Genomic DNA, 22,154 nt, shown 5'->3' with positions numbered 1-22,154 from the left:
ATCGTCTTTTTGGTTTTAAAGAGTATTTTCAAGCAAGCCTTTAGTAGAGGATCTTTACGATGAATCAACTCCTTCCCTTCTTACAAAAAATTGCCGATGCAATTGATCGCTTAGAGCCTTTATTTCCCCCTGATAATCAAAACATTAACTTTAATGAATCTTCAGCCTTTCGTTGGGAAAAAAAGTCCTACTCCACATTTGGGACATTAGCTCCAATCATGCATCCCGCATCCATTAATTTTGAGCAGTTAAAAGGGATTGATAGACAAATCTCCTTAATTAAAAACAATACCGAACAATTTTTAAATAATTTTCCCGCAAATAATATTTTATTAACAGGCTCTCGGGGTACTGGAAAATCTTCCATTGTAAAAGCGGTATTAAAAACTTATCACCACCACAATCTTAAAATGATAGAGATCGATAACAATGATCTCAATGATCTTCCGGATTTATTAGAGATCTTAGAAAATCAACCCCATTATTTCATTATCTTCTGTGATGACCTCTCTTTTGAAGCGAATGATCCTTCATATAAGCCTTTAAAAGCGATGCTTGATGGTTCTCTTTCAAGTCCGGCGAGCAATATTTTATTATATGCAACGTCTAATAGAAGACACTTACTTCCTGAATCGATGCAAGATAATTTAAATCAATATGACGCCGGGGAAATCCACCCTCAAGAAGCCATTGAAGAAAAAATTTCTCTCTCTGAACGTTTTGGGTTATGGGTTAGTTTCTACCCATATTCACAAAGTGAATATTTAACCATTGTCAAAAGCTGGATCAATGAATTTGATCCTAACATTCTATATACTGAACAACTCGAAAGAGATGCACTACAATTCTCTCAAACCCGAGGCTCTCGAAGCGGGAGAATCGCCTACCAATTTTCTAAAGATTATATTGGTCGTTATTACATGAACAATATACAAAAAGACTAATTATTGCCTAGATAACCACAAAGGAAAAAATCATGTCAACATACATGGCGAAAGAAATTTTAGATATTCCCAATGTCCTTGAAAAACAACACCAAGACAACACAACCGTTCTTATAGAACTCGCTGAATATCTCAAAAAATCTAAACCTAACCAAATTATCACATTAGGGCGAGGAAGTTCTTATAACGCTTCTGTTTATGGCAAATACCTCTTTGAAACAAAACTAGGAATTCCTGTTTCGGTAGCTGCACCCTCTCTTTCTACCATTTATAAACAACCTCTTCTTGTCGATAATGCTATTTTAATAGTGACGTCACAATCTGGAAAAAGCCCCGATCTCGTTAGTTTTGCCATGATGATGAAAGAACGAGGCACGAAAGTTATCGGGATTATCAATGATGAAAATTCTCCTTTAGCAAAAGAGTGTGATTTTCTATTTGGTATTAAAGCAGGTGAAGAAAAAAGTGTTGCTGCGACCAAAAGCTTTGTAGGAAGTCTTGCGATCTATGCGGCGATTGTAGCGGCTTGGAATGAAGATAATGATTTAGCAGATGCACTGCTCAACCTACCTTTGACTTTAGATCAAGTCGTAAATAGTGAATGGCCAGAACTCATTGAACATTTATCTCATGCAAAAGATCTTTTCGTGATTGGCCGTGGCGTTGGCTTAAGTGCCGCAGTGGAAGCCGCATTAAAATTAAAAGAGACCTGCCAAATTCATGCGGAAGGTATTTCTGCATCTGAAATTTTCCACGGATCTGTATCACTCATTACTCCACAATACCCTATTATCAGCTTTGTAGGTTCTGATGTTTCTAGAGATTCATGCCTTGCAATCAACAAAAAGCTAGAAGGTTATGGTGCAAAAGTATTCTCTCTGGATTATGAAGCCAATGATGGCACCTTAGTCATTCCAAAGGTTCATCCTTTACTTCAGCCTCTTGTCCAGATAACAGCGTATTATAGAATAATTGAACAGTTATCTAGACATCGTGGATTAGATCCTGATGTACCGCCAAATCTTAAAAAAGTTACAGAAACTTTATAAAAGTACCTAGTAGCCCCAATCAATAAATAGAGGTTAATACTGATGTTTCAACATCGTAATGGTATTAACCTTTTTATTATCTACTGAATATATGAATTTTAAATCTTCTTTTAATAAATCAAATCTTATGAACCAAGAAAAGTTAGCCTATGTAGCACCCGTTATATTCGATGGGGAAACACTTCATCGAAACAGAGCGATCTTAGTCGATCACCAACAAATCACAGCGATTGTCGCTAAACACCAAATTCCTACAGATTACAAAATAGTTGAAATTAAAGGCACAATACTTCCAGGATTTCTAGATCTGCAAGTCAATGGTGGCGGAGGGGTTTTATTTAATGATCAACCTAACATCGAGGGCTTAAAAACCATTATTCAAGCCCATCAAAATCTTGGAACATCCGCCATTCTTCCCACATTAATTACAGCTGATGATCAGACGATTTCTAAAGGATTACATGCCGTTCAAAAAGGGATCGAACAAAATTTAAGTGGATTACTCGGAATACATATTGAAGGACCTATGATTAATCCAGAGCGCAAAGGCATTCATAAGCTCAGCAATATCCGAATATTATCAGATACCTTAATTGATGAAATTTGTGCTCATCAAGAATTTACGCGCCTAATCACATTAGCGCCGGAAATGGTATCTCTAAAGCTCATCGAGAAGCTGAGTAATACCGGCGTTATTGTCTTTGCCGGACACACGGAAGCTTCCCCAGAAAGGTTACAAGAAGCTGTCTTAGCAGGACTGCAAGGATTTACGCATCTATATAATGCGATGCCACAAATGGAATCCCGCAATCCTTCAACCACAGGCTTTGCCATTCAATCTAAAGAGACTTTTACGTCTATTATTCACGATACTTTCCATGTAGATCCATTAATGGTCAAACTGGCCTACCAAAGCAAACCTAAAGGCACATTGTTTCTAGTCAGCGATGCCATGAGTTCTATTGGAAGCGATCAAGAACAATTCATTTTAGATGATCAAACCATTTATGTGCAAGAAGGAAAGCTCACCAATGCCACAGGAACTCTTGCAGGCGCGCATGTAGATATGGCAACTTCCGTGCTCAATAGCATCTCATATCTTGATATTTCTGAAAGTGAAGCATTTACAATGGGAACGAGTATTCCTGCAACTGTCATCCACTCTCAACAATATGGGTTTTTAAAACCCGGATTCAAAGCATTCCTGAATCAATATCACAATAATAAGATCCGCCCTATCTGTTACTAATTGGAGATTTATCATATATACTCAAGTCACCTTGAAAACCAATTTTGCGACATGTTTGACGAATCATAGGGAATGGTCATGAATGGCATTATTTTAATCATTACATGCTTAATTGCCGGAAAAATCCTCACAAGATCTATCTCTTGCAAAGCTGAATTTATCTACTCTTTAAATAGAGTTGCAATTATGATTGCTCTGCCGGCACTTATTTTAGATAAGGTCCATTCTCAAGCATTCTCTGCTGAAGCCATCTTCCCTCTCCTTTCCCCTTGGCTCCTATTCCTTCTGACGATTATTCTTGTGTATATCGTGAAAATATTTGTGCCCATGTCCCACATCACAACAGGCACTTTAATTCTATTAGCAGGAACTGCAAATACTTCATTTGTTGGAATCCCACTTATCCAAGCAATGATGGGAACCGAGGAATATTTAGGAATTGCACTTTGGGTCGATCAATCAAATTTCATTTTACTATTTACTTTAGGAGTATTTGTTGCAGATTTTTATAGTGGGTCCAAAACCTCTATTTCAAAAAATTTACGATCCTTAGCGACTTATCCTCCTATTATTGCGCTCATTTTCGCTTTTTTATTGAAGCCTTTTACCTATCCGGCATTTATCAGTTATACCTTAGAAACTCTAGGCTCACTCATTACCCCTTTGACCATGATATCTGTCGGGGCAAGTTTATCTCTTCCTAGAAATAGACGTGTCATCACTTATCTCAGCATTGGACTCAGTATAAAACTCATTATTCTGCCTCTCGCTGTGCTCACTACGCTCTTGTTTATCTATGCATCGCCCAATATTTATATTAACCAAATCGTTCTGATGCAAGCTGGAATGGCTCCGATGGTCGTTGCCGCTATCATTGCCGTAGAAAGAGGATTAGATGGCGAATTAGCTTCGATCATGACGGCGATTGGCATTCCTATCTCATTTATCACCATTCCACTTTTTTATTATTTAGTCATTTAATCAAAACTACATACAAAGTAGATAAAAATGAATCAGATGGATTTCCATGTTCACTTTATGGTGGAATGGATTTGAGAAAGCGAAGTTTGTATGAACGATAGATTGATACTTAATTAGTTCGAATACTTTGCTTCTTTTAGATTTTAGAGCCAAAGTGACTACGGAAGCCTTCTAACACTTTTTGAGCTGTTGGCGGTGGAGTATGTGACATTTCTTGATACGCTTTCTCCAAATTCGTGATAAATGAGTTTGAAGGAGGATTTCCCGAAAAGTCATCTAAGCTTGGCGAAAATTTAATCCCTATGACTTCACACATCACTTTCTCAAGTCCTTGTGGTCTGGCTTCTACTTCTTCAAATAATAATTGCTCTTCAGCCGTTCTACCACATGGAAAATACCAATATCCAAAATCATCTAATTTTCTGCGTCTATCTCCCGCCAAGCAAAAGTGAGATAATTCATGAAGTAGACTACGAGGATAATTATCTCTAAAATAAAGAATCGCTTTTTGCCCTTCTTTAGCAGATTCATAAAAAGGTTCTTCAGCACCTCCTTGAATCGTTAAATCAGGCAATATTCCGGATAAAACATCAATTAAAAGCGCACTCAATTCATCATCTGTTAAAACTTGATTCATTACTACAATATCCTAATAACGTCTTTATTTAGAGAACGATAATTGTCGCATAATTTTCAAGAAAATATTTAAAAGAAGATTTATCTCGCTAAATTTCTCAACTTCTCTTGATTAATATCCTATTTAGCCCGATAGTTATTTTTCCCTCATATTAATATCACGGCAACCCAAAGAACTTCCCCAACATGTCTACCACTTTTACCCCTACGCTCAATAACCGATCTTCCCTTATCAAAATGTCTATCGCCATGATCCTTTTTGGCTCAGTAGGCTTTTTCTCTGAAAGAAGCGGTGTTCCGGCATTGGAACTCGTGTTTATCCGCTGTCTCTGCGCTACGTTATTTTTAGGATTTTTTTGGTGGAAATCAGGACAACTTCGAACAGAACATTGGGTAAAATCAGAAGTCATTCGGATTTTAATCTGTGGTGTTTTCCTCATTCTAAACTGGGTCTATTTCTTTAAAGCCATTGAAGAATCTGGCGTAACAGTTGCTATTTCCATCTATCACTTAGCACCTGTGATTGTTATGGTTTTGGGGGCTTTTATTTACAAAGAACGATTAACTCTGATTCCAATTTTAGCAATTATTGCCTGCTTTTTAGGAACGCTTGCTATTTCCGAAATTAATAAAAGTGCCTCCTTTTCTGAGTTTTTCTCTAAAGGATTAATCTTCGGATTACTCTCGGCACTATTTTATGCACTATTAACGCTACTCGGAAAAGGTTTTAAATATGCAAGCTCTTATGCGATCACAACCATTCAAGTTGCTTTTGGCGTAGCACTACTCTTCCCTTTTGTCGATCTCTCTCTTTTTGAAGGATTAACTCCCAAAAATTGGACATTCATTCTGATTACCGGCTTTGTTCATACAGGCATTGTCTTCTATCTCTTCTTTGATTCTATTCGCCATCTAAGTACACAAGTCATTGCCATTCTTGTATTTTTAGATCCTTTAGTTGCGATCATTATGGATATTTTCATTACAGGATTTATTCCATCTTTTGAACAATGGTTAGGCATCATCTTAATCTTCGGTGGTATGGCATTAACTCTAAGACCTAAAAGAAAAATTGCTTAAAAACCATGTGTAAAAATATTACATCAATCAGTATTGATCATGATATGATCGCAATCATTTACAATATTCTTTTAATGTTCATTCGTGAGCGACAAAAACCCATAAATCCATGACTATAAAAGTCATTATGATTCACTTTTAAAGACCTTTAAATAACATATGATTCATTCTCGTCGTGGAATTTTATTCCCGTTAATCTGCCTATTTACGGCGATGATTTCCATTCAAGGTGGCGCAACACTTGCCAAACAGCTCTTCCCTATTGTCGGCGTAGAAGCGGTAACGGCTTATCGCTTAGGTTTTAGTGCCATTATTCTGTTATTCGTCTTTAAACCTTGGAAGCGAAAACTACAAGTCGGATATCGCCGATATTTAGTGTTTTACGGCATCTCTTTGGGTACGATGAATTTTCTCTTCTATCAGTCAATTAAGACGATTCCTTTAGGAATTGCCGTGGGATTAGAGTTTACGGGGCCACTTGCGGTTGCGCTCTTTGCTTCTCGAAGAAAAATCGATTTTTTATGGATCTTTTTAGTGATTATTGGCATGTTGGCATTGATCCCATTTACCGGCGAAAATAATATGGATCTTACCGGCACACTATTCGCATTAGGTGCAGGTGTTTGTTGGGCGCTCTATATCATATTTGGACAAAAAGCCGGTCATTATTACGGCACAGCAACCGTGGCCATTGGTTCCGCTGTCGCAGCCATTGTTTACGTCCCTATCGGAGTTGCTTCCGGTGGGATTGGTATTTTCGCACCGGAATATCTCCCAATCGCCTTAACCGTTGCAGTATTAACATCTGCGATGCCTTATGCTTTAGAGATGATGGCACTCACACGAATGCCCGCAAAAACTTTTGGTACTTTAACGAGCCTTGAGCCTGCAATTGGTGCAATATTTGGGTTTATTATCTTAAGCGAAGTTTTAACACTTCTACAAATTGCCGGCATTTTTGCCATTATTGTTGCCTCGCTTGGTGCCTCCCTCTCTTCACAGAAAAAAATTGAAACTGTTAAAAAGGCCGATTAACAATGAATAGAAATGCACAAGATAGATCAGCTCAACTAGAAAATCATTCCAATAAAAAAGGGTCAAATATTCTCATAAAGCTCCTTATAGGTATCATTTCAATCTTTCTACTCCTTTTTATTATGAATTATTTGGTAAAAAAAGAGGTTTATTCTCTTCTAGAAAACCAGCAAATTCCCCCCCAAATAAAATCTTCCGAACAGAATTCTAATCCCTAGATTCATAAGGTTTATTTACAATAAGCCCCAAATTTAAAAAATCATAATATAATTAAATTTTACCTAACTTTTTGATATTTATATCATAAAAAAGTTGACAAATTTCTGTGGCAATATGACAATATAATTCTTATTAACTACCCGAACTTATATATGTGTGCTTGTAACCCACAGCAGTACAATTCTTCATCCTTTTTTATCGCTCTTTTTTGCATCCTCTGCTATCGGCGTCCTCACGTGTAGCTCGGTAAGCTCATCTATTGCTTATCTATATGAATTTAACTTCTAATTCTAAATTCATATTTCAAAACATCTCAAAAAAATTCAAAAAATTTCAATCTAAGTCAGTAATTTAGATCCCTTCTTGGCATCTTCAAATTACTACTTGTCAAAAACTAGTTAAAAAACGGATATATTATGAATAAAGCGTGGATATATGTTGCGCTAACCTCAATTTTTGAGCTTTTCTGGCTCTTTGGATTTAACGTTGCAAGCGCATGGTGGCATTGGGTTATTATTGGCTCTTTTGTTCTTCTAGATCTTAATTTTCTTGCTAAAGCCTGTGAGGGATTACCTACCGGCACGGTATATGCAATTTTCGCAGCAAGCGGTACAGTGGGCGCTGCTTTAATGGATTATTTTATTTTTGATGAATCCATTTCAATGCAAATGCTCTTCTTTATGGGAGTTATTCTCGTTGGCGTGATTGGTTTAAACCTATCGGATGTTAATACTAAACATAACAATGAGGAGAAAGCATAATGAGCGCACCTATTGTTATTGGTTGGATCTTTGTCGGATTAGCTGCACTTGCAGAGCTCGTAGGCGTATTTGGTCTTAGCTTATATAGTCAGAATCGTAATTTTATCAATAGAATCTTGTACTATGGAGGCATCTTCCTAGCATTCGCATTACTCTATTTTTCCTTTAGATATTTACCATTAAGCATTGCTTATACAGTATTTACAGGAGCAGGAACTGCCGGAGCGATTATCTTAAATATTGTTTTCTTTAAAGAATCAAAAAATATTAAACGACTTATCAGCTTAACAGCAATTATTATTGGTGTTGTTGGCCTACAGTATGTTTCTTCAATGAATTAAGATTCAAATAGATTGTAGCTATTTCTGAATAAACAAGATTAAAGATTAATAACTATCATCATCGATGATTTGTTATTAATCTTTTTTTATGAGCTCTTCTCCTCTTTTTTAAGAAAACTCAATTGTGAAATAGAGGCCGATTTACCGCTAGCTAAGATGTTTAAACTTTTATGAAGATCAAGTACCAACAGATCAATTCTTTTTAAAATTTCAAACCGAACAGCTATATAAAACAGATATCTCTATAGAGCTTGAATGGATTCAAAAATAAATAATCCTAACTGATAAGCAATAAATAGCATCATACATCCAATCAGTGCATTCAATATTTGCCAAGTTCGAGGCTTTCTAAAAAGTGGTGCTAATTTTGTTGCGCCAAATGCTAAGCTATAAAACCATATTGCCGAAGAAGTTAAAACACCCATGAGAAAATAGAGTTTATGAGCAGATTCTAAAGTCCCGGCAATTCCTCCAATAATCACAACCGTATCCAAATAAACATGTGGATTTAACAATGTAATCGCTAAGGCTCCTAAAATAGCTGTTTTTACAGCAGTAGGCGTATTATTACCTTGTGTTAATTCTAAATGTTGAGGGGAAATAATACTGCGAAAAGACTGCCATGCAAACCATAAGATATAGAGCATACCAAAAGTTGCTAAGGATAGTTGTACAAATATATTTTTAGCAACAAATGTACCTACTCCTAATATCCCTAAGGACATTAAAATAAAGTCACATAAAAAACAGACGGTTGCGACCACAAAGACACATTGCCCTTGAATACCTTGCTTTAAAACATAAGCATTCTGCGCACCAATTGCGATAATTAATCCCGCAGACAATAAAATACCCTCTAAATAAACCGCTAGCATGTCATCTCCCAGTTAGATTCTCAACAATGTAAATATCGCATTGCGTAGAATACTACTAAATAAAAGATTCATGAAGGTTTAAATGAGGGTAAATAATAGTATTTCTTAAACCATTTGAAATATCTTAAAATATTTTCAAACACCTTAAAAGTATTAACGTTTATGACTTACGATATAACCTTGGTCAATCGCTCTTGCTAGATCATTCACTGCATTTCTTAGAGCCTGATCTACCACATAATCATCTATCTGATCTGCACTTGGGGCATTTTTATCTGCACTATTCATGCGATACTTCCCTTCTGCGGTATAGATCACATTTTTTGCCGCATCTTTAATGACGAGCTCAATCGTTGCGGATGTTGTGATAGATTTTGCTTCTCCAAATACTTGAGCTACATGAGTATCTCCTAAAACTTTATCATTCAGAGATACCAAAGAAGCCTCTAATACTAACGGTTCAGCATAGTTGGTTTTAATAATATTTAGTTGATTATTCTTCAGATCTAATTTTTCTGGAGTAATCATAAAACGCCCAGTTCTATTTAAATACTCTTGCAATACCATATTACTATTTTGCGTTAACGATACAGTAGGACCACTTCCTTCCCTTACTTCCAATACACCATTTTCTGTTTTAACGTTTAATAATACCGGCACGGCTGTTACAAATTCTACTTTAGTGATGAGAAGTTTAGGACCATCATACGTCGCTTGCATTGCATCCACAGGCGGAAAATGAATTGGCTTTGTTGAATCTAAAGAGCAACCTACAAGCCCTAATGTTAATAAAGCAGGTAATAAAAGTAATTTCTTCATCATAATCCTTAATGCATTTTAAATTAATTTAAAAGATGATTTATAAAAACATATTAATTAATACACTAAAAATACACTAATTTTTAATATTAATCTATAAACAAAAGAGTATTTACTGTTTTATATAATAAAACAACAAATACTCTTTCTTATTTTCTTAACTATTTGAAGAAATTACAAAATTTCCAACTTTATTAGATTTCTCTAGCAAGTTTCTCAGCAACACCTACATAAGTTGCCGGTGTTAATGCTTTCAACTGCGCTTTAACTGCATCATCTAATTCAAGCGTATCAATGAATTGACGCATTTCATCAATGTTAATACGTTTTCCACGTGTGAACTCTTTGAGTTTCTCGTAAGGATTTGCAATACCATCACGGCGCATGACCATTTGTACTGCTTCGCCTAATACTTCCACGTTTGCATCTAAATCTTTAAGTAAAGTTTCAGCGCTCACTTCAAGCTTGCTGTGACCTTTTAAAAGGCTGCTGAAACCAATCAATGTGTACCCAAATGCTGAACCTACGCTACGAAGAACTGTTGAGTCACTTAAGTCACGTTGCATTCTTGAAACTGGAAGTTTCTCTGCAAAATGCGTGAAAAGTGCATTGGCAATACCGAAGTTTCCTTCGCCATTTTCAAAGTCGATTGGGTTTACTTTATGTGGCATTGTTGAAGAACCTACTTCGCCAGCAATCGTACGTTGTTTGAAGAAGTTATGGCTGATGTAGTTCCAAACGTCACGTGACCAGTCAATTAAGATTGTGTTTACACGTGTCATTGTATGAGAGAACTCTGCAATGTAATCGTGACATTCAATTTGCGTTGAATATGGAGTGAATGTTAAACCTAAATCATTTTCAATAAAGTCTTTCGCAAACGCTTCCCAATCAAAATTCGGATATACCACTGAATGCGCATTGTAGTTACCTACTGCACCATTGATTTTTCCTAAGTATTCTGTGTTTTGAAGCTGCTTTACTTGACGCTCTAAACGGTAGATCACGTTTGCAACTTCTTTACCAAGCGTTGTTGGTGTTGCAGGCTGACCATGTGTTCTTGAAAGCATTGGGATTGCCGCAAATTCATGCGCCATATCACGCATTGAAGCAATTACCGCTGTAAGCTCAGGAAGCACAACATCATTGATGGTGTTTTTGAACATTAAACCGTATGAAAGGTTATTAATGTCTTCTGAAGTACAAGTAAAGTGCGTGAACTCTGAAGATGCTGCTAATTCAGGATGATCTTGAACTTTGTTTTTAATCCAATATTCAACCGCTTTCACATCATGGTTTGTCGATTTTTCAATGTCTTTTACAGCCATTGCATCTTCTGGTGAGAAGTTTTCATAGAGTGAAATTAAAAATGCTTTTGCATCTTCACCAAATGATGGAATCTCTGTGAAATGTGGCTCTGAAGCAAGCTTAATTAACCACTTAATCTCTACCATTACACGATATCGAATTAAACCATACTCACTAACTTCTGTTGTTAATGGTTTTACACGGCTCGCATAGCGGCCATCTAAAGGAGAAATGGATAATACGGAATGAACACTCATAATATTTCCTTTACTAAGAACGAATACGGGTTGAAGCCATTGCTGCACTCACGAGCAGTAACCAACCCACAATAAAAAAGAGACCACCGATAGGCGTAATTAGCCCTAAATTTCTCACAGAAACGAGCGCAATAGTATACAGGCTACCGGAAAAGAGAATGGTTCCAATTAAAAAAGCAAAACCTGCTAAAAGCAGGAGTTTTCTAGAATTCAATAACAGCAATAAGATGCCAATAAGGATTAACGCAAATGCGTGAAACATCTGATATTGCACGCCGGTATTCCAAATCGCTACGCCACGTTCTGTAAGGCTTTCACTCAAAGCATGTGCGCCAAAAGCGCCAAATAATACAGACAATCCCGCAAGGGTTGCGCCTATTACGATAAAAAATCGGCTCAGTTCCATATTATTTCCACGCTCTTGCAAGAAGATGATCAATCGCTGACACATCAGGACGTGCAATTACGGCATAATCTTCAAAGACAACAATCGGTCTTTCAAGAACGATCGGGTTTTTCACCACAAATTCGATTTTTTCATCTTCAGACCAGGTAAACCACTCAAGTGCAATCTCTTGAAATGGCGCTTCTTTACTTCTCACAACGCCATCAATGCCAAGCCCAAGTTGGCCCAAAATCGTTTTAATCATGAGCGGTGTCAGTGGCGCTTCAAGGTAGTTAATCACATCATAGGTGATGCCCTTTTCATCTAAATACGTTCTTGCTGCACGCGCTTTTGAACAATCACCATTATAATAAATTTGCCACATAACTATTTTACCTTTATCTGTTACCTTAATCCGATGAAATCCCCATCTTCAAAAGGCTTGTTCAGCTATCCTTTTGTTTTTATGGATAGTTTTTAATAGTGCGATAATCCCACTGCTTCACAGGATGAATTTTGCGTATAGAGTACCATTTTTCAATGCTTTTAGATACCCAGAAAAATACTCTTTCCGCGATAATTATTCACTTTTAAAATAACTATAATGAATCATCAATTGTGGGAATCACGTTATAAAGCCACGCTTTCCCTTCAGAAATTTTCACCCGTATTTTTTCACAAAGCGCACGATTAGAATAGGTTAATCCTCGCCCTAAAGGTAGATGAAAATCGTCTAATTCCCATTTTACGCCGTGAAGGGTTAAGCCTTTGAGTTCTGTGAGCGCAATCACGCTCACTAAACTATTTTCCATCACCGGAATTTCATAGGAAATGCCGGCATTTAAATAGGTTAAAGTCTGCTCCCCATTGGTATGGGTAAATGCAACTCCCGCATATTGGCAAGGCAGAAATAGAAGCGCCGCTTGATGATCTAATCGCCCGCCGATGCCGCCCAAAAGCAGAATTTCGGTAGCACCTTTCTCAAGTGCATACGAGATGGCAAGCTCCGTATCAATCTCATCTTTATCTACAGGATAAGGAATTTTTTCTCCAAACAGCGACGATTCCACCGTTAAATTTTGGCTAGAATCAAAATCTCCCATCCAAAAATGCACGCCATTTTCAAAATGATGCGCTTTATCAATGCCTTTATCCACGGCAATGAGAAGGCTATCTTCAAACCAATCGCCGTAAGTTTCTTTCAGTAATGGAAAATTCACAAATCCCGGCAATAGGAAAATCGCCCGCTTAAAACTTCCTGTTTCAGCCGGCGTTATCGTAGATTCTGATATTGATACTTTTTCTGATTGTGTCACTAAATTCCTTTTCCTATCTCACTTCCAACTAATGTGCGCTTATAGATCAACCTGAAGATTCATTCTGAGTTTGCCGGCATTTCTCTATCGCTAAATCTATGCGCAAACAATTCAATGATGAATATTTGAATATTGATGAATAAATACAGGTTCATAAACATAGGCTGATTCAAAGCCGGTTCGAATGCTTGCATTCTTCTCAATATCTCGTGCCGGCAATACAGATTCTCTAAATACATCTTATTAAGATTTTAAACCAATATTTTTCAATATTGTTTCGATAGTTTTTTAACCGATATTTCAATCTCAGCGATATCCCTCCCTAACTACGGCATAAATCCAAAGAGTACCGAGCAACCTTTCGCTACTTATAGTAAAACATCTCTAGACAACTTATCTCTTACTCTTTCGGCAGATTTTCAAGGACTCTTTTTGCCGGAATATCAGAAATCACTTCTGCTCGTTTCGGCGTGAAAATCAGCGTTGTAAGCTCCGCATTTAACGGTACCCATTCCAACGTTTTAATACGCATTAAGGCAATGACTGATACATGCACGGCATTTGCTAAATGCATGACCGCTGTTTCCACGGAAATAATGAGATCGCTCTCTTTAAGCATTGCCGGCAATTGGAAGAAGTTATCGAGCGCACTAAACGGCTTTGTATTTTGAAGATGATGCGTTGCAATCAATGCTTCAATCTCTGGGAAAATTTCCGGAATACCATTAATAATAAAAAAGGAATTTTGCCATTTGGGATCCGCTTGCATGAGTTCGATCAGCTCTCGCACTTGATCCAGCTTCCATGATCTTCTTGGATTTTTGGCAATATGATTGATGAAAATCACCGGCTGATCCGGTTTCACGCCCCATTTTGCTAATTGCGCTTTGGCATTCTCTTCCCACTTTTTTGGAATATTCACAAAAGGATAATGATCTTCTTTAAACATCATTACCCCGGCAATTTGTGAGAACCAATAACCATAATCATCACTAATATGGCGCTCTTTTCCTTGATGCGGTTTAACGATATCAATCACAGCATCGAGCTTTTTAAGATCGCGTTTTTGCGCTAGTTGATACCATTTGTAACGAATATCCATTCCCATGGCAAAGCCGTTTTCACCGGCAATTTCACGCGCTAATCCGGCACCATTTAAAGAGGCGAGCGTTTCAATGGAAATCACAATCGGATAGGCTTCTAATCTCGCTTCTAAAATACTCGCTTCTCGTAATGCCGGCGAGTAGTTTTCTGAATAGACTTTATTGAAAAAATCACAGGTTTCCACCCAATCATAAAGGGAATATTTCTTTAAGAAAGGCCACTTTTTCGGATCGTTTGTACAACGCACTTCTTCAATAAAGAGATCCATTTTCAGATGTGGATATGCTTCTTTAAACGCTTTGAAAGCATTTTGCAAATAGGTAAAATCGCCGATAGCAAGGTGGGCGATAAAGAGGATTTTTTTCGATTGATCGAGCAGATCTGCCGGCACTTTTCCTAAGCTTAAACTTCTCGACATTAAAATATGCGGCTCGCCCTCTTCAAGGAAAATCTCGCCTTCTGTTTTAAAGCCGAAATTCTCATACAGACCTTTTGCCGCAATTTGTGCATTCAGTACAACTCGCTGACTCAAAGCAAGCACCGAACATTTCTTTAAGGCTTCTTTCATAAGAAGCTTGCCGAGCTTTTTCCCACGGTATGATTTTAAAATGGAAACGCGCCCAATTTGATATTCGCCGGCATCATTGAGGAAAAAGCGTAATGTTCCAACAGGAAGTGGCTTTTTATCTGAAATAGAATTCTCGGCATTTTCAAAATTTTCATCATAAATGACTAATTGCCAAGCTTTCACATCCATCTCATCATGATCAATATCCGCAGGATAACCTTGCTCTTTGGTAAAAACCTCTTCACGAACCCAAAGTGCATCTTGGAAAATGAGGGATTTATCCCCTTGAACCCAGCTTAATTTCATATTGATCACCCCTTCAAAATAATCGTTTAATGCTACCAAAAATGGATACTTTTTGCAGTTAAAATACGGCTCTTCCGGAAAATCTGTATAATTGAGCCGATGAATAGAAATGTTCACTATTATTTTTGGATTTACCCCCAAAATTGCCGGCATTTTTCGATGCCACAATTTTGCAATTATTTCACTATCGACTGTTATAAGAGGCTAAAAATATGAGTTTCGCCAAAGTTCCAGCTGCTAACGATTTAGCAACCCTTACTGAAGATTTTAACTGCATCATCGAGATTCCTGCGGAATCTGATCCTGTAAAATATGAAGTAGATCACGATACAGATCTTATCTGGGTAGATCGCTTTGTAGGCACAAACATGCGTTACCCTGCAAACTACGGTTTTATCCCAAATACACTTTGCGATGATGGTGATCCACTTGATGTTTTAGTCATCACGCCATTCCCACTCATCCACGGTGCAGTCGTTCGTTGTCGTCCATTAGGCGTTCTCAACATGACTGATGAATCTGGTGGCGATGCGAAATTAATCGCGGTTCCAATCAGCAAACTTTGCCCAATGTATGATGCGATCCAAGATCTTAAAGATCTTCCACAGCTTCTTGTTGACCAAATTGAGTTCTTCTTCCAAAACTACAAAGGTTTAGAAAAAGGCAAATGGGTTAAATTAGATGGTTACGGCGATAAAGCAGCAGCTGAACAAGAGATCATCAACTCACTTGAACTCTTCAATCGTAAACATATCTAATTCCTAATAACTTCTAGTCTTAAGATTGAAGATTAAGGATTCATATTAGGTAAAAAGACAAAAGTCCTTTCAAATTTGAAAGGACTTTTTTGTATAGCTCTATTTTTATATAGCTCTACCAATAAACTTCATTCATATAGAAATCATTCAACAATCAATTAGTCATCTTGAAGATCTTAAAATTTAATGACTTAAAAAATTTAAAGAGTATCTCACTTAATCTACTGTTTCTGCCGATTGTTCTAAAATAATATCCTGCGCGGTCGCAATAGAATCTAAAAATTCTGCAAATGTAATATCAATCGCTAAACCTTCTTTAAATTCACGATCATATCTATCTGCAGATGGACGTTCTTCTTTGATATCATCAAAACGAATGATATGAAACCCATTTAATCCCGGGTTCACTTTCGGGCTCATTTCTCCAACCTCTAGTTGCTTTACCGCAAGTGTAAAGGGATGGTTTGGAGAGAGTTGCACCCACGCACCTTGCGCAACTTTTCCTCCGTGACCTTTCGTTGAGATATCCAATGTGTGCTGTTCTGCGGCAACTTCAAAAGAGATCTCTTGATTTAAGATTTGCGCTAAGATCTCTTCTGCTAACGCTTCATCTTCCACATAAATGTGCGCGAGCTTATAATAATGATGATCTTGTTCTGCCAACCATTTTTGATAAATCTCTTCTAACTCAGCATCTGTAAATTGCAAATGATCTTCATAATCTCTTTTATAGAGCTCTGATAAATAGCGTTGATGATGGAATTTCATCTGATTAATGAATATCTCATTTTGATCTAAACCTTGCTCTTTAGCAATTTCAACCAATTTAGCTACTTTCAAATATTCAAGCGTGAGATATTTTAATTCCGCTTCTTCAAGCTCCTTTTCATCCCCATACAGTTTTCGCTCACTTAAAACTTCTTTCATGACAACTAAAAGTGGTAACGATACTTCTTGATCCAGATTGTCATCAAGCTTTGCTAAATCCGCTAATATCTCTTGATTTATCTGCACTTCTCTTGCTAGCTCAAGATCTGCCATTAATTGATACTGCTCCCTCGCCTCTTCTGAATCTCCTAATCCTTTTTCTATTGCGAGCTCTGCCAATTTTTGCTGGCCAAAATAGCTATATAATAAAAACATCAAATCTTGTGTTTGAATCTCTGACAGATCGGTTTCTCGTTTAAAATAATCATCTACAAATGGACTAAAGTCTGATTCTAAAATCTTTTGGTCCTTCACAGTCGCAATCACACTCTCTGCTTCTGGCGTAGCGCCTTTATCTGCGAATGAAAAGGTTGAAAGACTCATACTCACTAAAAAAGCACATATTGATATTTTTAATCGCAATTTCATCTCTTATTATCCATTTTAAGTAATACAAAACACTATCGAAATATAACATATAAATTAAAATATTATTAATGCATTAATAATAGAAATATGAAAATATAAAAATTAATTTAATTCAATAATTCAATAATTCAATAATTCAATAATTCAATAATTCAATAATTCAAGTTTATTAAATCATCTACCCGTTATTCTGTATTCGGCGCTTTTTGTATAAAACTTTTTTGAAACAACAAGAAAGCAATTCCTAAGATGTCACATCGGGAAAAATCACTTAAAGAAGTTTACGAGTTTCATACCTACAACCATTGCTATCACGAAAACCACCCCTTCCCATAACCCCCTTGCTAATAAGAGTAAGGCTGGTGCTGGGCAGATTCCAACTAATCCCCAACCTGCGCCAAAAATTAATCCACCTAATATTAAATCTCGATTAATTTTGCTATTTTTAGGAAAACTTAATTCTGTTCCCAGCATTGTCTTTTTTCTATGACGCGCAATCAACACACCGATAAAAGAGACGGATAAAGCACCTACCATCACCCATAAAAGTGCAGGATTCCAATCCCCAAAAGGATCTAAAAATCCCTGCACAATGGCAGGATTCGCCATCCCTGAATAGAGTAAACCGATACCGAATAAAAGACCGGCAATAAACGGAGTGATCATTCTCATCTTATGCTCCTACATTCATTAAATGTCTGAGAACAAAGACAGAAGCACCACCTGCCAACATAAAAATCACAGTGATGATCAACGATCCCGGTGCGAACCTCGCAATACCGCAGATACTATGCCCGCTTGTACAGCCTGATCCTAATGCCGAACCTACACCTACGAGCAATCCGGCCGCAATAAGAAGTGTTGGAGAATGAGTCACCTCAACGGCAGAAAGTTCTCCGGAGATAAGATAGTAAATCCAAGGCGATAGCAATAAACCTGCCATAAAAAGTAAACGCCAATCTGTAAATCCTGATCGTGTTAATAAATTACTGACAATGCCACTTACACCCATAATTCTACCGATACCGAGCAAAAAAATAACCGATGCAAGTCCAATTAATGCTCCCCCAAGCAGGGCGGGTAGCGAAAACCAATTCATAATGATGCTTTCTCCAAAGGACAAAATATTTGATAAATACATTTTAGAAGCAATAACACATCAGGATCATCCACACTATAGTAAATCCACTTCCCTTCTCGTCGTGTCTTTACTAAATTATCTTCACGGAGAACGCCTAATTGCTGAGATAAAGTCGGTTGTTGAATCCCAGTAATTTCCTCAAGCATCGAAACCGAATACTCTCCTTGGCTTAAGTGACAAAGTAGTAATAATCGATCCGCATTACCAAAACGTTTCAAGAAATTGGTTGCCTCAACCGCTCCTGATTTCATCTCTTCAACATTTAACTTCATCTTCAGATCCTTCTGCTCTAAATGCTACCCACATCCTGCGGGTAGAAAATTATTCTATATAATTACAATATATTTAAAAGTATTTTGTCTTTAATTTGCGCAATCCATCAAAGCATTTGATGCTAGATACGAAAAAAGTCTATTCATTGAGAATGAATAATCCATAAAAATCATATCTTAGCTATTCACTCTCATAAACGGGACTTATTGAAATAACACTAAATATTGACCATATCCAGCCTCTTCCAAATCGTCTTTCGCAATAAATTTTAATGCTGCCGAATTAATACAGTAACGCAATCCTCCAAGCTCTTGAGGACCATCCTCAAACACATGCCCCAAATGAGAGTTTGCGGTTTGACTTCGGACTTCTGTGCGGTGATAACCATATGAATCATCATCATGTTCTGAAATTTCAGACTCTACCAAAGGTTTAGAAAATGCCGGCCAACCGCAACCTGCATCAAATTTATCAAGCGATGAAAATAGTGCCTCTCCTGATACGATATCGACATAAATTCCTGGAGCAAAATGCTGATCAAATTCGTTTTTAAAAGGAGGTTCTGTTCCATTTTCTTGCGTTACATAATATTGCATCTCTGTTAAACGCTGTTTTAAATCATCTTGCTTGCTCATATTCTTTTTCTTATCTCTTATCAAAATTTAATCGTAGAATCACCTTTATGAATATCCATTCTACCGAAATCTTACCGTAATCATCATATTTCTAATGAATGATTGATGATTCTTTAGAGTTCATCCATATACTCATCTTCAAAACACTCATATTAATGCAGTCTGTAAAATACCAACAAACCCGCATTATGATAATCTCAACATTAAAGTATTTACAGTTAATGATTAATATAATTATATTATTACAATAATTCAATTGTTTCTGCAAACATAAACTATGCACTCACTATAAAACAGAATTACTTTACAATATTGTAAAGTAATATAAACATTGAGTTTTCCTATCTAACGCACCGTGATAAAATAGAGGTTTACTCATTCTCAGGAATTATTTCTCAATGTTAATTATCGATGTAAGAACCCCCGAAGAATTTGCTTCAGGTCATTTAAAAAATGCCATTCAAATTGAATATCAAAATATCTTGCAAGAAATTTTCAAATATATTGAATCAAAAGATGACGAAATCGGTCTATATTGTGCTGCTGGTGCAAGATCTGGTTTTGCTGCTTATGTATTAGAACAAAATGGATTTACGAAAGCCGTAAACCTTGGTGGATATCACGATATTTTATATCAACATCCTGAATTAGCAGATCAGTAATATTTCAAATATATACGTTTCAGCTTCAAGCCGTTCTAGCACTTTACAAATAGCGACAATTTACTATGAGTATTTTTATTACGATCTTCGTCATTATTTTATTAATTGCGCTTTCCAGTACGATTAATAAAATTCTTCCCTTTAAAATGCCCTTGCCTTTTATTCAGATTATTTTAGGGGCGATCGTTTCATGGCCACATAATGGATTCCATGTGACGTTTGATCCAGAGCTCTTCATGCTCCTATTTATTCCGCCTCTTCTCTTTGAAGATGGTCGAAAAATGCCGCTACAAGACTTTTTTCATTCTGGAAGAGAAATCGCAAGCTTGGCATTAGTATTGGTATTTGTCACGGTTATTGGGCTTGGATATGTCATCTATTTCTTTATGCCAGAAATGCCGCTTGCCGTCGCTTTTGCCTTAGCAGCCGTTCTTTCTCCCACAGATGCTGTTGCGCTCTCTAGCATCGTCGGTAAAGGCCGATTATCTCATCGGATTATGCAGGTTCTAGAAGGCGAGGCGCTCATGAATGACGCTTCGGCATTAGTATCGCTTAAATTCGCAATCGCAATTGCTCTCGGTGTTACGGCACTTTCTACCGCTAATGATTATGTGATTTTAAGCGTCACCTTCTTAAAAATGGCGGTTGGTGGCATTATTATTGGTATTGCATTTGCATGGCTCTACATCAAATTCATTCTTGTCATTAGTAAAATACAAGGGGATGAAGTAGGCTCTCAAATGATCCTATTTTTACTACTTCCCTTCGGTGCTTATGCCATCGCTGAATTATTAGATTTCTCAGGTATTTTATCAGCGGTCGTTGCCGGAATGACAGTCAGTTATTCTAAATTCTTCCAAACAACGCCTGTACAAATGCGACTTCGCGCCAATAGCACTTGGGGTTTATTAGAGTATCTCTTAAATGGTGCTGTCTTCTTAATGCTTGGTTTACAAATTCCAGCCATATTTAAAGAGACATATTCAGATACGCTCATTGACCCCTCCACAACTTTCACAACTCTGTTAGGCGATATTGTTCTTATCTACCTCGCACTCATGTTGCTCCGTTTCCTCTGGATACTATTTCTGCGCGGCATTAGTCCTTTCACGGCATTTAAAAAACCGATGATGTTTTCTAATCTCACGTTAAAAGAAGTTGTGATTATGACCTTCTCCGGCGTTCGTGGAACTGTGACATTATCCGCAGCCCTCTCCATTCCTTTACTACTTTCTAGCAATCCTGATATTCCATTCCCTGCTCGCTACCAAGTCATCTTTTTAGCTGCCGGCATTATTATTCTTTCCCTCTTAAGTGCGGCAATCATTTTACCGCTATTACTTCGTAAAAAAGAGACTCAAGAAGCACCGATTGCGATAGAATCCAATAGTGAAGAGAGTGATATTCGGGAGGAAATTGCAACCGCTGCCATTGACGCAATTCATTCTACTGCTGCAAATTTACAAGAAGAGAAGAAAGATAATGAAGAGGAGCAACGATTCATTACTCAAATCATGAACCTTGTGATTGGTGAAATTGAACAGGTGAATAATATGGTTCAAGATACAAAAGAGAATGAAGCCATTGAAGTTCATATTCGTTTAGCAGCTGTTCGTGCCGAAAGACGCAAACTCTATGAACTCAACTCTCAGCATCGCTTAAGTCCGGAGCTCTATTCTAAATTACTCTATGAACTCGATCTTTCAGAAACATTGATTTTAGGCCGATCTCCGATCCACCCTAATCACTAGTTACTCACTAATAAGATCTTATTCCTTTTGATATCGTCAGATCAATCGTGAAATAGTTGAATAATGAAATTCATTAAAAAAGCACATTAAAAAAGTATCTATATTGTCGTATAGATACTTTTATGTTTTTTAAGATCTCATTGTTAAATGTTATTTTTGAAGTACTGCTTTTTAGTGCTTGAGATAGCAATCAGGATCTCAAATACTAAAAAAGATTAGGGTCTGTTGAACATTCATAATTTCAACCAAATATAAGCACAGGCTAAAGCAACATTACTGATATAGCTATTTTTCAACTTATCATATCGTGTTGCTAAACCTCTGAAATGCTTTAAAGTTGCAAAC

Annotated in this window: 24 protein-coding genes and 1 pseudogene; 11 read left to right on the top strand and 14 right to left on the bottom strand. The window is 37.0% G+C overall.

What is annotated here, in order from left to right:
- Positions 1-59 precede the first annotated feature (59 nt).
- The 4 genes from ACYSN2_RS01980 to ACYSN2_RS01965 all read left to right on the top strand — a co-directional run bounded on the left by ACYSN2_RS01980 (position 60) and on the right by ACYSN2_RS01965 (position 4,223).
- Positions 60-944 carry an ATP-binding protein gene (locus ACYSN2_RS01980; RefSeq protein WP_461748585.1) on the top strand — a complete coding sequence of 295 codons (885 nt, stop codon included), beginning with the start codon at positions 60-62 and terminating at the stop codon, positions 942-944.
- Positions 945-976: 32 nt separating this feature from the next.
- Positions 977-1,993 carry an SIS domain-containing protein gene (locus tag ACYSN2_RS01975; protein ID WP_461748584.1) on the top strand — a complete coding sequence of 339 codons (1,017 nt, stop codon included), beginning with the start codon at positions 977-979 and terminating at the stop codon, positions 1,991-1,993.
- Between the two features lie 127 nt (positions 1,994-2,120).
- Positions 2,121-3,242: an N-acetylglucosamine-6-phosphate deacetylase gene (gene nagA / locus ACYSN2_RS01970; RefSeq protein ID WP_461748583.1), complete on the top strand. Its 1,122-nt coding sequence runs from the start codon at positions 2,121-2,123 to the stop codon at positions 3,240-3,242.
- Between the two features lie 78 nt (positions 3,243-3,320).
- Positions 3,321-4,223 carry an AEC family transporter gene (locus tag ACYSN2_RS01965; protein ID WP_461748582.1) on the top strand — a complete coding sequence of 301 codons (903 nt, stop codon included), beginning with the start codon at positions 3,321-3,323 and terminating at the stop codon, positions 4,221-4,223.
- A gap of 136 nt (positions 4,224-4,359) precedes the next feature.
- Here ACYSN2_RS01965 and ACYSN2_RS01960 read toward each other — a convergent pair whose 3' ends face one another.
- Positions 4,360-4,860, bottom strand: a complete 501-nt coding sequence (locus ACYSN2_RS01960; RefSeq protein ID WP_461748581.1) for an elongation factor P hydroxylase — start codon at positions 4,858-4,860, stop codon at positions 4,360-4,362.
- A 185-nt stretch (positions 4,861-5,045) separates the two neighbouring features.
- Here ACYSN2_RS01960 and ACYSN2_RS01955 point away from each other — a divergent pair, with 185 nt between their 5' ends.
- From ACYSN2_RS01955 to ACYSN2_RS01940, 4 genes are all read left to right on the top strand, one after another.
- On the top strand, positions 5,046-5,939 hold the full coding sequence (locus ACYSN2_RS01955) for a DMT family transporter (protein ID WP_461748580.1): 894 nt from the start codon (positions 5,046-5,048) through the stop codon (positions 5,937-5,939).
- 159 nt (positions 5,940-6,098) lie between these two features.
- Positions 6,099-6,974, top strand: coding sequence for a threonine/homoserine exporter RhtA (gene rhtA / locus ACYSN2_RS01950; RefSeq protein WP_461748579.1), 876 nt, complete (start codon positions 6,099-6,101; stop codon positions 6,972-6,974).
- A 635-nt stretch (positions 6,975-7,609) separates the two neighbouring features.
- Positions 7,610-7,954, top strand: coding sequence for a DMT family transporter (locus tag ACYSN2_RS01945; RefSeq protein ID WP_461748578.1), 345 nt, complete (start codon positions 7,610-7,612; stop codon positions 7,952-7,954).
- Positions 7,954-8,295, top strand: a complete 342-nt coding sequence (locus ACYSN2_RS01940) for a DMT family transporter (protein WP_461748577.1) — start codon at positions 7,954-7,956, stop codon at positions 8,293-8,295. The genes ACYSN2_RS01945 and ACYSN2_RS01940 overlap by 1 nt, the downstream gene beginning before the upstream one ends.
- A gap of 242 nt (positions 8,296-8,537) precedes the next feature.
- Here ACYSN2_RS01940 and ACYSN2_RS01935 read toward each other — a convergent pair whose 3' ends face one another.
- The 7 genes from ACYSN2_RS01935 to ACYSN2_RS01905 form a co-directional block, all read right to left on the bottom strand.
- The gene (locus ACYSN2_RS01935; RefSeq protein WP_461748576.1) at positions 8,538-9,170 is read right to left on the bottom strand and encodes a LysE/ArgO family amino acid transporter; all 633 of its coding nucleotides are present in this window, start codon (positions 9,168-9,170) and stop codon (positions 8,538-8,540) included.
- Positions 9,171-9,323: 153 nt separating this feature from the next.
- Positions 9,324-9,992: a hypothetical protein gene (locus ACYSN2_RS01930; protein WP_461748575.1), complete on the bottom strand. Its 669-nt coding sequence runs from the start codon at positions 9,990-9,992 to the stop codon at positions 9,324-9,326.
- Between the two features lie 191 nt (positions 9,993-10,183).
- Positions 10,184-11,554: an adenylosuccinate lyase gene (purB, locus tag ACYSN2_RS01925; RefSeq protein ID WP_461748574.1), complete on the bottom strand. Its 1,371-nt coding sequence runs from the start codon at positions 11,552-11,554 to the stop codon at positions 10,184-10,186.
- Between the two features lie 13 nt (positions 11,555-11,567).
- Entirely contained in the window at positions 11,568-11,960 is a 393-nt protein-coding gene (locus ACYSN2_RS01920) for a DUF423 domain-containing protein (RefSeq protein WP_461748573.1), read from the bottom strand.
- Position 11,961: 1 nt separating this feature from the next.
- A complete protein-coding gene (locus ACYSN2_RS01915) occupies positions 11,962-12,324 on the bottom strand; it encodes an ArsC/Spx/MgsR family protein (protein WP_461748572.1) in 363 nt (120 codons plus the stop codon).
- A gap of 214 nt (positions 12,325-12,538) precedes the next feature.
- The gene (locus tag ACYSN2_RS01910; protein ID WP_461748571.1) at positions 12,539-13,255 is read right to left on the bottom strand and encodes a thiamine diphosphokinase; all 717 of its coding nucleotides are present in this window, start codon (positions 13,253-13,255) and stop codon (positions 12,539-12,541) included.
- Positions 13,256-13,655: 400 nt separating this feature from the next.
- Positions 13,656-15,233: a GNAT family N-acetyltransferase gene (locus ACYSN2_RS01905; protein WP_461748570.1), complete on the bottom strand. Its 1,578-nt coding sequence runs from the start codon at positions 15,231-15,233 to the stop codon at positions 13,656-13,658.
- Positions 15,234-15,445: 212 nt separating this feature from the next.
- Here ACYSN2_RS01905 and ppa point away from each other — a divergent pair, with 212 nt between their 5' ends.
- Complete coding sequence (gene ppa / locus ACYSN2_RS01900) at positions 15,446-15,991, top strand: inorganic diphosphatase (RefSeq protein WP_461748569.1); 546 nt, start codon at positions 15,446-15,448, stop codon at positions 15,989-15,991.
- A 216-nt stretch (positions 15,992-16,207) separates the two neighbouring features.
- On the opposite strand, the gene ACYSN2_RS01895 is transcribed toward ppa, so the two are convergent.
- From ACYSN2_RS01895 to msrB, 5 genes are all read right to left on the bottom strand, one after another.
- A complete protein-coding gene (locus ACYSN2_RS01895; protein WP_461748568.1) occupies positions 16,208-17,347 on the bottom strand; it encodes a peptidylprolyl isomerase in 1,140 nt (379 codons plus the stop codon).
- 267 nt (positions 17,348-17,614) lie between these two features.
- Entirely contained in the window at positions 17,615-18,019 is a 405-nt protein-coding gene (locus ACYSN2_RS01890) for a DUF6691 family protein (RefSeq protein ID WP_461748567.1), read from the bottom strand.
- A gap of 1 nt (position 18,020) precedes the next feature.
- The gene (locus ACYSN2_RS01885; protein ID WP_461748566.1) at positions 18,021-18,446 is read right to left on the bottom strand and encodes a YeeE/YedE family protein; all 426 of its coding nucleotides are present in this window, start codon (positions 18,444-18,446) and stop codon (positions 18,021-18,023) included.
- Entirely contained in the window at positions 18,443-18,760 is a 318-nt protein-coding gene (locus tag ACYSN2_RS01880) for a metalloregulator ArsR/SmtB family transcription factor (protein ID WP_461748565.1), read from the bottom strand. Before ACYSN2_RS01880 ends, ACYSN2_RS01885 begins: the two co-directional genes overlap by 4 nt.
- 204 nt (positions 18,761-18,964) lie before the next feature.
- Entirely contained in the window at positions 18,965-19,396 is a 432-nt protein-coding gene (gene msrB, locus ACYSN2_RS01875) for a peptide-methionine (R)-S-oxide reductase MsrB (protein WP_461748564.1), read from the bottom strand.
- Between the two features lie 398 nt (positions 19,397-19,794).
- Here msrB and ACYSN2_RS01870 point away from each other — a divergent pair, with 398 nt between their 5' ends.
- Together ACYSN2_RS01870 and ACYSN2_RS01865 are read left to right on the top strand one after the other, a co-directional pair.
- Entirely contained in the window at positions 19,795-20,058 is a 264-nt protein-coding gene (locus tag ACYSN2_RS01870; RefSeq protein WP_461748563.1) for a rhodanese-like domain-containing protein, read from the top strand.
- A 65-nt stretch (positions 20,059-20,123) separates the two neighbouring features.
- Entirely contained in the window at positions 20,124-21,809 is a 1,686-nt protein-coding gene (locus tag ACYSN2_RS01865; protein ID WP_461748562.1) for a Na+/H+ antiporter, read from the top strand.
- A gap of 233 nt (positions 21,810-22,042) precedes the next feature.
- Here the strand turns inward: ACYSN2_RS01865 and ACYSN2_RS01860 are convergent.
- Positions 22,043-22,154, bottom strand: a pseudogene (locus ACYSN2_RS01860) (IS5/IS1182 family transposase); the annotation flags it as partial.

It is taken from the genome of Ignatzschineria sp. LJL83 (genome assembly GCF_054871845.1).
The sequence above is the reverse complement of the archived record's forward strand: the minus strand, read 5'-3'. Positions and strand labels throughout refer to the sequence as shown.